General features: G+C 68.5%; 11 protein-coding genes. 9 read left to right on the top strand and 2 right to left on the bottom strand.

What is annotated here, in order from left to right; all coding sequences use genetic code 11:
- Positions 1–84 precede the first annotated feature (84 nt).
- Positions 85–1,620, top strand: a complete 1,536-nt coding sequence (gene nhaA / locus B5G02_RS00685; RefSeq protein ID WP_094334779.1) for a Na+/H+ antiporter NhaA — start codon at positions 85–87, stop codon at positions 1,618–1,620.
- Between the two features lie 66 nt (positions 1,621–1,686).
- Here the strand turns inward: nhaA and B5G02_RS00680 are convergent, their stop codons facing one another.
- Positions 1,687–2,103, bottom strand: coding sequence for a hypothetical protein (locus tag B5G02_RS00680; RefSeq protein ID WP_094334778.1), 417 nt, complete (start codon positions 2,101–2,103; stop codon positions 1,687–1,689).
- 75 nt (positions 2,104–2,178) lie between these two features.
- A complete protein-coding gene (locus B5G02_RS00675; RefSeq protein ID WP_019239222.1) occupies positions 2,179–2,433 on the bottom strand; it encodes a hypothetical protein in 255 nt (84 codons plus the stop codon).
- 251 nt (positions 2,434–2,684) lie between these two features.
- On the opposite strand from B5G02_RS00675, the gene B5G02_RS00670 reads away from it, so the two are divergent.
- The 8 genes from B5G02_RS00670 to B5G02_RS00635 all read left to right on the top strand — a co-directional run bounded on the left by B5G02_RS00670 (position 2,685) and on the right by B5G02_RS00635 (position 12,897).
- Positions 2,685–3,965, top strand: coding sequence for an aminotransferase class I/II-fold pyridoxal phosphate-dependent enzyme (locus B5G02_RS00670; protein ID WP_094334777.1), 1,281 nt, complete (start codon positions 2,685–2,687; stop codon positions 3,963–3,965).
- Between the two features lie 83 nt (positions 3,966–4,048).
- Positions 4,049–4,363 (top strand): STAS domain-containing protein, encoded by a 315-nt coding sequence (locus B5G02_RS00665; RefSeq protein ID WP_094334776.1) that lies wholly within the window; start codon positions 4,049–4,051, stop codon positions 4,361–4,363.
- 158 nt (positions 4,364–4,521) lie between these two features.
- Positions 4,522–5,217 (top strand): Sec-independent protein translocase subunit TatA/TatB, encoded by a 696-nt coding sequence (locus tag B5G02_RS00660; RefSeq protein ID WP_094334775.1) that lies wholly within the window; start codon positions 4,522–4,524, stop codon positions 5,215–5,217.
- Positions 5,217–5,999, top strand: a complete 783-nt coding sequence (gene tatC, locus B5G02_RS00655; protein ID WP_241146104.1) for a twin-arginine translocase subunit TatC — start codon at positions 5,217–5,219, stop codon at positions 5,997–5,999. The genes B5G02_RS00660 and tatC overlap by 1 nt, the downstream gene beginning before the upstream one ends.
- 9 nt (positions 6,000–6,008) lie before the next feature.
- Positions 6,009–6,359 (top strand): hydrogenase maturation nickel metallochaperone HypA, encoded by a 351-nt coding sequence (locus B5G02_RS00650; protein WP_094334774.1) that lies wholly within the window; start codon positions 6,009–6,011, stop codon positions 6,357–6,359.
- Between the two features lie 149 nt (positions 6,360–6,508).
- Entirely contained in the window at positions 6,509–7,192 is a 684-nt protein-coding gene (hypB, locus tag B5G02_RS00645; protein ID WP_094334773.1) for a hydrogenase nickel incorporation protein HypB, read from the top strand.
- 272 nt (positions 7,193–7,464) lie between these two features.
- A complete protein-coding gene (locus B5G02_RS00640; RefSeq protein ID WP_094334772.1) occupies positions 7,465–9,993 on the top strand; it encodes a DNA topoisomerase I in 2,529 nt (842 codons plus the stop codon).
- A 105-nt stretch (positions 9,994–10,098) separates the two neighbouring features.
- Positions 10,099–12,897 (top strand): zinc ribbon domain-containing protein, encoded by a 2,799-nt coding sequence (locus B5G02_RS00635; protein WP_094334771.1) that lies wholly within the window; start codon positions 10,099–10,101, stop codon positions 12,895–12,897.
- Positions 12,898–12,909 lie beyond the last annotated feature (12 nt).

Here is a 12,909-nt window from a genome sequence, read left to right as displayed (position 1 = left end):
GGCGCCCCTTTTTGTTGCGAAGGTTTGCAAGCGGGGAGCGGCGGGTCGTCGCGTCCCGGCACGACGGAAGGAGCGCGCACGCGCATGGCTCAGAAGCGGACGACAACCGAAGGACGCGCGGCTGCGGGGGCGGTCGAGCGCAAGGTCCTTGTGCGCAAGCCGGGTCGTGCCGCCTCCGCATCGGAGCCGGGGAGGGAGCGCCTGATGAGCCCCCTGCAGCGCAGCCGCCTGGAGCGCCGCGGCACCCTCGAGGCCATCACGGGCAACGGCGTCATCTCCGCGTGCGTCATGATCCTCGCGGCGGTGGCCGCGGTCATCTGCGCGAACACGGACCTCTACTACCCGCTCCACGAGTGGTTCGCCCAGCCGGTGACCATCGCCATCGGCGGCTGGGAGTTCTCGCTCACCTTCGAGCTCTTCGTGAACGACTTCCTCATGGCGATCTTCTTCCTGCTCGTGGGCATCGAGCTGAAGTACGAGATGACGGTGGGCGAGCTGCGCCAGCCGCGCCAGGCGCTTTTGCCCATGCTCGCCGCGGTGGGCGGCGTGGTGCTGCCGGCGGCCATCTACGTCGTGGTGAACCGCGGCGGCGCGGTGTACGGCTGGGCCATCCCCATGGCGACGGACATCGCGTTCGCGCTCGGCGTGCTCTCGCTTTTGGGCAGCCGCGTGCCGCCTGCGCTCAAGGTGTTCTTCTCGACGCTCGCCATCGCGGACGACCTGCTCGCCATCGCGGCCATCGCGCTCTTCTACGGGCACGCCCCGCAGCTGGGCTGGCTCGCGGCGGCGGCGCTCGTCACGGCGGGGCTCGTGTTCCTCAACCGGCGGCGGTTCTTCGGCGTGGCGCCCTACCTCACGCTCGGCCTCGTGCTGTGGTTCTGCCTCTTCCAGAGCGGCGTGCACGCCACGCTCGCCGGCGTGATCCTCGCGTTCACCATCCCCGCGCGCTCGGACATCAACGCGCGCGCCCTCGTGTCCTGGGTGGAGTCGAAGCTCCCCGACCTCGATGAGCGCTTCGACGCCGAGGCGCACATCCTGGGCCAGCACGACTTCACGCACGCCGTCACGCGCGTCGAGCGCGTCATGCACCGCGTGACGCCCCCGCTCCAGCGCCTGGAGCACCGCATCGCGGCGCCGGTGAACTTCATCATCCTGCCGCTTTTCGCCTTCGTGAACGCGCAGGTGCGCCTTGTGGGCGTGGACATGCTCGCGCTCGCGGTGGACCCGGTGGCCGTGGGCGTGTACCTCGGCATGCTTTTGGGCAAGACGTTCGGCATCCTCGGCGTGACGTACCTCATGGTGCGCGCCGGCCTGGCGGAGCTCCCGAAGGGCGTGGGCTGGCGGCACATCGCCGGCATCGGCATCCTGGGCGGCATCGGCTTTACCATGTCGATCCTCATCGCGGGCCTCGCGTTCACGGAGATCCCGGCCGAGCTCCTCGCCGCGAAGACGGCGATCCTCGCCGGGTCGGTCTCGGCGGCGGTCATCGGCCTCGCGTTCATGGCCTTCGCCTGCCGCGGCGACGGGCCGCGCGAGGAGGACGAGGCGTCCGGCGACGTGCAGGCGCCCGGCGATGCGCAGGCGCCCGACGCCCCGGCGGTTCAGGCGGGCGCCGAGTAATCAGCCGATCAACCGCATCAACAGCGCATGGGAGACGGGGGCCGCGGCCCCCGTTTTCATCCCGGGCTATCCCAAGCGCGTCAGGCGGTCGCGCAGCGCCTCGACCTGGCCGATCGCGCCGTCGACCTGGCGCTTCGCCTCACCGATCTGCGCCTGCACGTACATGTCGAGAAACGCGTTGTCGAAGAACATATCCGCGAAGGAGAGGAAGCCGCTCGTGTCGATGTCGAACGCGCCCGCGTGCTCCACGTCGCGCACCTCGCGCGCGAGCGCGCGGAGCGCCTCGCGGGACGCCTCGAGCTCCGCCTGCGCCTCGCTCATCTTGCTGCGCTTGATGTAGGACGTGAGCATTCCGCCGGCGAAGATGTCGAAGAGCCCCCAGTTGCCCGCCGACCCCAAAAGGTCGCGCGCCCGGTACAGGTGGTCGAGGGCGGCCTCGGCGGCTCGGATGGCCTCGTTGCGCTCGGTGAGGAAATCTGCCATGACGTGCTCCTTCTCGCGGTGAGCCGACGGTTGGGTGGACGGGGCCGCGCTCGCTTCGGGCGGGCGGCCGCGCGCCTACTCGACCGTCCCGTACATGCTGCCCCAGCCATGCGCGGCGAGGGCGGAGTTCAGCTGGTCGCAGAGGCGCTGGCGCTCGTAGGCGCCGGGCGGCAGGAGGTTCACGATCTCGAGCAGGTCGGGGTCGAGGTCGAGCACCTCGGCCTGCATGATGAGGTCGAGCCGGTCGATGACCTGCCGGGTCGCGAAGAGCCCGTCGACGAGGCTCTGCAGCTCGCCGAAGGCCTCGGCTTGAAACGACGTCTGATCCATGGTGGCCTCCTTGCATGTAAAATTACCCCAGGGGTATTTTTACATTTTCGGGTGCGGTCGGCATGAACGATACCCGCGAGGCCATGTAAAAATACCCCTGGGGTTATTTTACCTGGCTGGGATCGCCCACACCCCATGCTATTACTATGTTACGCGCTTCGCAGCGCCGCGCGCCGGCCCGCCGAGTCGGTATACTGTCCCAGAACACCATCACCGTGCGCGGCGGCTTTCCCGCGCGGCAGGAGGCATGCATGCAGACGATGTACCAGCAGATGGAGACCGAGGAGCTCAAGGCAGCTATCGAGCAGCTCGAGCGCGAGGTGGAGGAGACGCGGGCCAAGGAGCTCAAGCTCGACATGGCGCGCGGCAAGCCGAGCCCCGAGCAGGTGGGCATCTCACGCCCCATGCTCGACATCCTGAATAGCGGCTCGGACCTCACCGACGAGGGCATCGACTGCTCCAACTACGGTTGCTTCGAGGGCATCCCCTCGGCGCGCCGCCTGGCGGGCGAGTTCATCGGCGTGCCGCCCGAGCAGACCATCGTGCTCGGCTCGTCGAGCCTGAACATCATGCAGTCGATCCTCATCCACTATTGGGAGAAGGGCGTGCCCGGCTACACGCCGTGGAGCAAGCTCGACCACGCGAAGTTCCTGTGCCCCGCGCCCGGCTATGACCGCCACTTCGGCATCACGGCGGACCTGGGCATCGAGAACATCCCCGTGCCCATGACCGAGACCGGCCCGGACATGGACGTGGTCGAGCGCCTCGTGGCCGAGGACGATTCCATCAAGGGCATGTTCTGCGTGCCGAAGTACTCGAACCCCACGGGCGTCACGTATTCCGACGAGACGGTGCGCCGCCTCGCGACCATGAAGGCCGCGCCGGACTTCCGCATCGTGTGGGACAACGCCTACGCCGTGCACGACCTCACGGACGAAGGCGACGTGCTCGCGAACATCTTCGACATCGCGCGCGCGGCGGGCAACGAGGACCGCATCCTGGGCGTCGCCTCGACTTCCAAGATCACCTTCCCCGGCGCCGGCATCGCGTTCTTCGGCTCGAGCCCGTCGAATGTGGCCGAGGTCGCGAGCACGCTCAAGGTGGGCCTCATCAGCGCGAACAAGCTCAACCAGCTCATGCACACGCGCTTCCTGCCCGACCTCGACGCCGTGCGCGCCCACATGCGCAAGCACGCCGAGTTCCTGCGCCCGCGCTTCGCGGCGGTGGAGCGCAAGCTCACCGAGGGCCTCGCTGAGACGGGCTGCGCCACGTGGACGCACCCCAACGGCGGCTACTTCGTGAGCTTCGACGGCCCCGAGGGCTCGGCCAAGCGCATCGCCGCGCTCTGCGCGGAGCTGGGCGTGAAGCTCACGCCGGCGGGCGCCACCTGGCCGTACGGCAAGGACCCGCACGACACGAACATCCGCATCGCCCCGACCTACCCGAGCGTGGAGGAGCTCGAGGCGGCGCTCGACGTGCTCGTGCTCGCGACGAAGCTCGTCTCCGCCCAGCTCGCCCTTGAGGAGCGCTAACGCGGGCGGTACCGCTCCCTCCTCGGCCCGAGCGGCCCTGCCGCATGCGATTCCGGCTAACCACGAGCTAGATTGGAACCATCATGGAACTTGTGATCACCACCTCCGCCTCGCCCGAGCGCTACGTCATCGGCGTGGACGGCGAGGTCGACATCTCGAACGCCTCGAAGCTGCGCGACGCCATCGACCTGGCGCTCGAGCAGCCGACCGAGGTGGTCTACCTCGATTTCGAGCACGTGGCCTACATCGACTCGACGGGCATCGGCGTGCTCGTGGGAGCGGCGCACCATGCGGAGGAGCACGGCAAGCACTTCGCCGTCGTGAACGCGCAGCCGGGCGTGATGCGCGTGGCGCAGCTGCTCGGCGTCGATGCGGAGATCGGCATCACGGCCGCCTAACGTCCATGGGGCGCGGGCGGGTTTCGTTCACGCTCTGTAAAGGCATCGTCAGCCTTCTTCCCCGCGCCCGCGGAGGCGGTATACTTTTGCGGTTATCGCATGGTGCCGCCCGTCGCCGCCGCGGCTTCGGCGCGTGTCCATAGTTTCGGGAGGTTTTCGTGTTCGGAATCGGACAAACCGAGTTAATCATCATCTTGGTCTTCGCGTTCCTGCTGTTCGGGCCGGATAAGCTGCCCCAGGCGGGCAAGACGATCGGCCGTGCCATCCGCCAGTTCCGCGAGACGCAGCAGAAGGTGACCTCGGTCGTGCAGACCGAGGTGATCGACCCCATGACCGCCGCAGCGAGCGCGTCGACGTCCTCGAAGCAGGCCGCGATCGACGAGGACGCGGATGCCGATGCGCCCGCCGACGCCGCCGCGAAGGCGCCGGAGGCGCGCAAGGAGACGTTCGCCGAGCGCCGTGCGCGCCTCGCGGCCGAGAAGGCCGAGCGCGAGGCGGCTGCGAGCGCCGCGGATGAGGTTGGCGCCGAGGCGCCCGCTGCGGTAGCAGGCGACGCGTCTGCTGCCGGCGACGCCGCGAGCGACGCCGCTGACGAGGCCGCGGCTGCCGCTGAGCCCGCCGCCGAGGAGCCCGCGCAGCCGAGCATCGAGGATCTCTACAGCCGCCGCCCGCGCCGCCGTGCGACGGGGGAGGTTGCCTCCGCCGAGGCTGCGAGCGCCGCTGCTTCCGACGACGCCGCGCCCGCCGCGGCCGAGGAGGAACCTACGGCCGTTGAGGAGCCTGCCGTTGAGAAGCCCGCCGCCGAGGAGCCCGCGCCCACGGATGCTCCCGCCGCGGAAGGGGGTGAGCAGTAATGCCCGTCGGACCCGCACGCATGCCGCTGCTCGATCACCTCGGCGAGCTCCGTCGCCGCCTCACCATCATCATCGTGTCCATCATCATCGGTACGGCGGTCTTCTACTTCGCCACCCCGACGATTATCGACCTGCTCACCGATCCCATCGCGCCGTTCGTGAACGACCAGTTCTACATCATGAGCTCGCTCGGCGGCTTCTCGCTGCGCTTCTCCATCGCCATCAAGACGGCGGCGGTGGTCTGCGTGCCCATGATCCTCTGGCAGATCCTCGGCTTCTTCCTGCCGGCGCTCAAGCCCAACGAGCGCCGCTGGGTGGTGCCGACGCTCTTCCTTGCCACGGCGCTCTTCTTCATCGGCGCGGTGTTCTGCTACCTGTTCATCGTGCCGTCCGCGTTCGAGTGGCTCGTGGGCGAGACGAACACCATCGCGACCGCCTTCGCCGACCTCGAGAACTACCTCAACACCGAGGTGCTGCTCATGATCGGCTTCGGCATCGCGTTCGAGCTGCCGCTCTTCGTGTTCTACTTGGCCGTGTTCCACATCGTGCCGTACGCGACCTTCCGCGGCGCCTGGCGCTACATCTACGTGGCCATGGCCGTGATCGCGGCGACGGTGACGCCGGACGCGAGCCCCGTCACGATGCTCTTCATGTACGCGGTGCTGCTCTCGCTCTACGAGGTGTCGCTGCTCGTGACGCGCTTCGTGATCATCGCGCGCGAGGGCAAGAAGGGCCTCAAGGGCAGCCGCGTGGGCTTCTTCGCCGCCGACGAGGAGGCGTAAGGCCGGCTCATGCACGAGCTGGGAATCGTCTCGGGCATCCTCGACACCGTCTCGCGGGCGGCGCGCGATGCCGGGGCGCTGCGCGTCGTCGCGGTGACGCTGCGCATCGGCGACATGCGCGAGGTCGTTCCCGAGACGCTCGATTTCGCGTGGGACGTGCTGAGCGAGGATGACGAGCTCATGCGCGGAAGCGTCCTGCGCGTGGAGGCCGTGCGGCCGCGCAGCCGGTGCCTTTCGTGCGGCGAGGAGTTCGAGCATGACCGCTTCCACGTGCGGTGCCCCGCGTGCGGGAGCGCCGAGACCCACCTTCTGGCCGGCCGAGAGCTCGAGATCGTGTCCATGGAAGTCGACCTCCCCTGATGGGGTCGGCTGGAGTCGTTGAGTCATTGGGGACGGGTTCAAATGACTCAGTGAGTCAATGGGGTCGGGTTCGTTTGACTCACTGAGTCATTTGAACCCGTCCCCAATGACTCAACCGTCCCCAATGATTCCGGAGAGAGGGATGCAGCATGCCTGAGCGCACCATCAACCTTGAGCAGCCGATTCTCTCGCGCAACGAGCAGCTCGCCGCCGAGCTCCGCGCGCGCTTCGCCCAGACCGGCACCTACGTGGTGAACGTGCTCTCGAGCCCCGGCTCGGGCAAGAGCTCGACCATCCTGGCCACGAACGAGCGGCTGCGCGACCGCTTCGGCCTGCGCTGCGCCGTCATCGAGGGCGACATTGCGAGCGACGTGGACGCGCAGCTCATGAAGGAGGCCGGGATGCCGGCCATCCAGATCAACACGGGCGGCCTCTGCCACCTCGAGGGGAACATGATTCGCCAGGCCGTCGACGCGCTCGACGAGGCGATCGGGCTCGACGCCATCGACGTCATCTTCATCGAGAACGTGGGCAACCTCGTGTGCCCGGTCGACTTCGACCTGGGCGAGAACCTCTGCGTCATGATCCTCTCGGTGCCGGAGGGCGACGACAAGCCCCTCAAGTACCCGGGCATCTTCCAGCATGCCGGCGCGCTCCTGCTCAATAAGATCGACGTCGCCCCCGCCTTCGACTTCGACCGCGCGGGCTACAACCGCGTGCTTGACGACCTCAACCCGCGCGCGCCGCGCTTCGAGGTGAGCGCCACGAAGGGCGAGGGCATGGACGCGTGGAGCGAGTGGCTCGCCGGGCAGGTCGAGACAGCGCGCGCCTAGGATTTCGCGGGACTGGGGCCTGCCGCACGGTTCTCTCCACGGTTCGTGTCAGAAACCTGTCAGATTACCCCGCAGATAACGGGATATAGTAAGAAGCACGGAGGCCGCGCCGGCCGCGGGGCGCCATCGCAGGCGCGCGGCACGCCCCAAGCCCCGCGCTCCATAGGCGCCATGCAGGTGGGTTTTTCGTAAACCGCAGGCAACTCGTGTATAGTGTCCGGCTAGAACGGGCGGGCGCGCGGGCGCTCGCGGAAGGCAATAAGAGGTCGCACGTGAAACTCGTCATCGCAGAGAAGAACATCGCCGCCCAGAAGATCGCCCAGCTCCTGGCGGACGGCAAGCCCAAGACGGACAAGGTCTACAACACGCAGGTCTACCGCTTCACGGTATCCGGCGAGGACTGGGTCTCCATGGGCCTGGCGGGCCACATCCTCGCGCCGGACTTCCCCGACGAGATCCTCTTCGACAAGAAGCAGGGTTGGTACAGCGTGAGCGACGACGGCGAGGTGCTGCCGGCGGACGTGCCGGACGGCCTCGCGCGCCCGCCCTATGCCACGAAGCGCAAGCCCTTCCTCGCGAACGGCATCAACATCAAGGGTTGGAAGGTCGAGAGCCTGCCGTACCTCACCTGGGCGCCCATCGTGAAGAAGCCGGCGGAGAAGGAGATTATCCGCGTCCTCAAGAACCTCGCCAAGAAGGCCGACCACGTCATCATCGCCACGGACTTCGACCGCGAGGGCGAGCTCATCGGCTCGGACGCCCTCTCCTGCGTGCGCGAGGTGGCGCCCGACGTGCCCACGAGCCGCGCGCGCTACTCCGCGCTCATCAAGGGCGAGGTCACGGCCGCTTTCGACAACCTCGTGGAGCTCGACCAGGACCTCGCCGACGCCGGCGAGAGCCGCCAGTACATCGACCTCATCTGGGGCGCGGTGCTCACGCGCTACCTCACCCTCGCTCGCTTCGGCGGCTTCGGCAACGTGCGCTCGGCCGGCCGCGTGCAGACCCCCACGCTCGCCCTCGTGGTGGAGCGCGAGCGCGAGCGCATGGCCTTCGTGCCCGAGGACTACTGGCAGATCCGCGGCATGGCGGCGGCCAAGGACGCCGAGTTCAAGATCGGCCACGCCACGGCGCGCTTCACCGACAAGGCCGCGGCGGAGACGGCGTTCGCCCATGTGGAGCACGCCACGACGGGCACCGTCACCAGCGTGGCGAAGCGCAGCCGCAAGCAGCAGCCGCCCACGCCGTTCAACACCACGAGCCTGCAGGCGGCGGCCGCGGCGGAGGGCATCAGCCCCGCGCGCACCATGCGCATCGCCGAGAGCCTCTACATGTCCGGCTTCATCTCCTACCCACGCGTCGACAACACGGTCTACCCGCGCACGCTCGACCTCGCGGGCATCGTGGACGGCCTCGCGTCGAACAGCCCGGCGCTCCGCCCGGTGTGCAAGAAGGTGCTCGCCGGCCCCATGAAGCCCACGCGCGGCAAGACCGAGACCACCGACCACCCGCCCATCCACCCCACCGGCCAGGGCGACCCCGAGACGCTCGACGGCGGCCAGAAGAAGCTCTACATGCTCATCGCGCGCCGCTTCCTGGCGACGCTCATGGGCCCCGCGACCATCGAGAACACGAAGCTCGCCATCGACGTGGCGGGCGAGCCGTTCACCGCGAGCGGCGACGTGCTCGTGGACGCGGGCTTCCGCGAGGCCTATCCGTACGGCCTGAAGCGCGACGAGCAGCTGCCGGCGCTCGCCGAGGGCGACACCGTGGACGTGCGCGACATCGCGCTCGAGGCGAAGCAGACCGAGCCGCCCGCGCGCTACAGCCAGGGCCGCCTCGTGCAGGAGATGGAGAAGCGCGGGCTCGGCACGAAGTCCACGCGCGCGAGCATCATCGAGCGCCTCTACACGGTGAAGTACCTGAAGAACGACCCCATCGAGCCGAGCCAGCTCGGCATGGCCATCATCGACGCGCTCCACGAGTTCGCGCCGCGCATCACCACGCCGGAGATGACGGCGGAGCTCGACGAGGACATGACGCACGTGGCCGAGGGCCAGGACACGCAGGACCACGTGGTCGAGCACTCGCGCGCGCTGCTCGCGGGGCTGCTCGACACGCTCATCGAGCACAAGGACGACCTCGGCGACGCCATCGCCGACGCCGTGACGGCCGATGCGCGCGTGGGCGCGTGCCCCAAGTGCGGCAAGGACCTGGTCATGAAGACGAGCGCCAAGACGCGCGGCAGCTTCATCGGCTGCATGGGCTGGCCGGACTGCGACGTGACGTATCCCGTGCCGAGCGGCGTGAAGGTGAGCCCGCTCGAGGGCGAGGCCGCCGTGTGCCCGGAGTGCGGGGCGCCGCGCATCAAGTGCCAGCCGTTCCGCCAGAAGGCGTACGAGATGTGCGTGAACCCCAAGTGCCCCACGAACTTCGAGCCCGACATCGTGGTGGGCGAGTGCCGCGCCTGCGCCGAGGCCGGCCGCCACGGCGAGCTCGTGGCGCATAAGAGCGAGAAGAGCGGCAAGCGCTTCATCCGGTGCACGAACTACGACGAGTGCGGCACGAGCTACCCGCTGCCGGCGCGCGGCAAGCTGAGCGCGACGGGCGAGGTGTGCGAGCACTGCGGCGCGCCCATCGTGGTGGTCGAGACCGCGCGCGGGCCGTGGCGCATCTGCGTGAACATGGACTGCCCCGGCAAGGAGAAGAAGGCCGCGGGCGGCGCGCGCGGGCGCGGGCGCGGCGGCGCGAAGAAGGCCTCGGGCGCGAAGAAGACGACGGCGAAGCGCTCGGCGAAGAAGTAGCGGCGAGCGGCACCATCTCGTTTCCCGCCCGCTCCGAGCAGCTTTTGTCCGCGCTTCGTCGTATCATAAGCGTGAACGCAACGCTCGGCGAGCGGAGGGAATGCGATGTTTTGTACGGCTTGCGGGCAGAAGCTGCCCGATGGCGCGAAGTTTTGCACGAAATGCGGCGCTCCGGTGGCGAAGATCGAGCCGCGCGTAGCGCCCGATGCGGCGCCTGCGCGGGATGCCGGTGCCCAGGAGGCGGCGCTCTCCCAGGAGACGGAGCCCGTTCAGAAGGTTGCGCCTGCCCAGGAAGCGGTGCCCGCACAGGCTGCCCCGGATGCTTCCCAGCAGGCGGCCGATGAGGCGAAGAAGGCGGCACAGCCGGAAGCTGCCGGGGAGGAGACCCCCGCTGCCGTTCCGGCAGATGCTCCCGTCGAGGCGATGGAGACCAGGGTCATGCCCGGCGCCGCCGATGCGACGACGGTCATGGCCCCCGACGCCGCGGAGGTGACGTCCGCGCCCGCCGAGGATGACGAGCCGGCGGTTGCCCCCTCAGATACCGATGCGACGACTGTCGTGGCGAGCGACACGGGCGAGACCAGGGTCATGCCCGAAGGCTCGGACGAAACGACCGTCATGCCCGGGAACGCCGAGACGACGGTGCTTCCCGCTGCCGACGCCGCCGTCACTGCGGAGGCCGAGCGCGCCGAGGCGGCAGCCGATGCGGCGGCGGCCGAGCAAGCGCTGTGGTCGGCCCCGGATGCGGCCGCCGATGCGGGCACGGGTGCCACGACGGTGCTCCAGCCCGGCCATATGGCCGATGCGCCTGTGGGCGAAGTTTCCGCCCAGGACGCGCAGCCCCCGCGCAAGAAGCGCCCGGTCGTCCTCATCGCGACGATCGTCCTCATCGTGGTCGCCGCGGCCGCGTTCTTCGCCATCTTCGTGCTGCCTCGCATGATGGGCAAGGACGTTCCCACGGCGAGCTACGGCCAGTCGGATCCGCTCCAGTGCTCGGTGGTGACGCGCGTGCGCCCGCGCGATGCCTCGGGCGAGGACCTCACGTCCTACGTCGTGCGCCTCATGCGCCGCGCCTCGGATGACGCGAGCAAGAACAGCACCGCGAGCGACGCCTTCAACGAGGTGGTCGCCGAGATCCGCGTGACGGGCAACAACGGCTTCACGATGGACAACTTCGGGGACATCCCCGACGGCGATTACATGCTGGTGATCGCGCCCGACGGTTCGGGCAGCGGCTCGAAGGGGTCGGGCTCGAACGGCGGCTCGAAGGGCAACGGCTCGGGCAGCGGTTCGTCCGATGCTTCCGATGAGCAGCGCATCCCCATCCACTACGAGGAGGACAACCCGAAGGCGGAAGAGGAGGTCGTGGTCGAGCCGCCCGCGCCCGAGACGGATAGCACGCAGGAGCCCGCCGAGGAGGACGGCCTCACCGACGAGCAGATTGCCGCGGCGCTCTACTACTACACCTGCCAGGACCTCATCGACGAGTACGGCGCGCCGGCGACGGCCGACCGCAACAGCGGCGGCGAGGTCGCGGCGTCGGGCTTGGCGCTCGCCGACCTCATCGATTTCGACGGCGACGGCACCGACGAGCTGCTCACCGTCGTGTGCACGAAGGATCCCGCGACGACCACCTCGTTCTATGGGGACGATACCTACCAGGTCGCGGTGTGGCGCTATGCGGACGGCGCGGTCGAGCAGGTCTACGAGGGCGATGCCTCGCATTCCAACGGCGGCTATTACTATGTGAACCTGTACGAGCGCGAGGCCGACGCCGCGGACGATCCGGCGCAGACGGTTATCGAGGTGTATAGCTACCCCGCGCCGACCGAGCCGGAGACCGAGGTCACGCGCTCGGAGTACTACGGGCTCGGCGATGACGGTTTCGAGGCGGTGGCCTCATGCCAAATTGAGAGCAGCTATGTCGACCACGACACCACGACGACGGTGACCATCGACGGCTCGGAGGCGAGCGAGGACGATTGGAAGGACTTCGTCTCCTCGCTCGAGCAGGTGGCGAACTACGAGTTCAATCTCCCCGCGAGCAATGTCGAGGCGCAGTCGGAGTCCGACGCCGACCCTGCGACCAAGATCGATACCGTGCTGCCCGATGCGCTTGGTGAGCGCACGCAGGACACCATCGACGCTCTCGAGGCGGCGGCCGGCTCCGAGGCGCTCGAAGCCTATGCGCCCGACGAGGAGGAGGCGGACGACGCCGAAGCAGACGCGAGTTACGCCGTCACTAGCAACGAGGCCGACGTGACCTTCATGACCTCGCAGGGGAATGGCGATGATTGGGAGGAGAGCCGCACCTGGACGTACCCGGAGTTCGTGCTTTCCCCGGATTGCACGACGGATGAGGCGCTCGACAAGCTGAACGCCTCGTTCAAGGAGAGCTTCGAGGCGGATCTGGCCGCTACCCAGGGCTGGAGCTTCGATTCCGGCGAGACGCAGATCTGGGTGCACCGCGACGACGTCACCTACCTGCAGGGTTCCGTCGCGTGCGTCCGGAGCTCGCGCGAGCTGTTCAACGGCGGCGCGCACGGCTCGGAGGCGATGTCGGGCGCGTTCTACGACCTCTCAACCGGTGAGGAGATCTCGATCGAAGAGGCGCTCGGCGTGCCGTGGGACGAGCTCCAAGGTGAGGCGGTCGATGCGATCAGCGCCTATATCGAGGCGAACCCGAACGCCTACGGCGCGAACGAGGATTCCATCGAGGGCATGGCGGCGGACGCGACGCGCTACTTCGCCACGCCGGATGGCATTGCCATCGCGATCATGCCGTACGAGATCGCGCCTTATTCCGAGGGCATGCAGCTCGTGTACGTGCATGCGTTCAACGACCCCTCGATCGTGGGGACGAGCGCGGCGAACGTCGCGGTATACGGCAGCTCGACGCAGTAGCTGCCACGAACA

This window comes from [Collinsella] massiliensis, from assembly GCF_002161605.1.
Classification (GTDB): domain Bacteria; phylum Actinomycetota; class Coriobacteriia; order Coriobacteriales; family Coriobacteriaceae; genus Enorma.
Note: the sequence above shows the minus strand (reverse complement) of the source record. Positions and strands in the feature narration are given on the sequence as shown.

Excerpts from the sequence above, each read along its gene's own strand:
- nhaA (WP_094334779.1), top strand. The coding sequence starts at position 85 with ATGGCTCAGAAGCGGACGACAACCGAAGGACGCGCGGCTGCGGGGGCG.
- B5G02_RS00680 (WP_094334778.1), bottom strand. The coding sequence starts at position 2,103 with ATGGCAGATTTCCTCACCGAGCGCAACGAGGCCATCCGAGCCGCCGAG.
- B5G02_RS00675 (WP_019239222.1), bottom strand. The coding sequence starts at position 2,433 with ATGGATCAGACGTCGTTTCAAGCCGAGGCCTTCGGCGAGCTGCAGAGC.
- B5G02_RS00670 (WP_094334777.1), top strand. The coding sequence starts at position 2,685 with ATGCAGACGATGTACCAGCAGATGGAGACCGAGGAGCTCAAGGCAGCT.
- B5G02_RS00665 (WP_094334776.1), top strand. The coding sequence starts at position 4,049 with ATGGAACTTGTGATCACCACCTCCGCCTCGCCCGAGCGCTACGTCATC.
- tatC (WP_241146104.1), top strand. The coding sequence starts at position 5,217 with ATGCCCGTCGGACCCGCACGCATGCCGCTGCTCGATCACCTCGGCGAG.
- B5G02_RS00650 (WP_094334774.1), top strand. The coding sequence starts at position 6,009 with ATGCACGAGCTGGGAATCGTCTCGGGCATCCTCGACACCGTCTCGCGG.
- hypB (WP_094334773.1), top strand. The coding sequence starts at position 6,509 with ATGCCTGAGCGCACCATCAACCTTGAGCAGCCGATTCTCTCGCGCAAC.
- B5G02_RS00635 (WP_094334771.1), top strand. The coding sequence starts at position 10,099 with ATGTTTTGTACGGCTTGCGGGCAGAAGCTGCCCGATGGCGCGAAGTTT.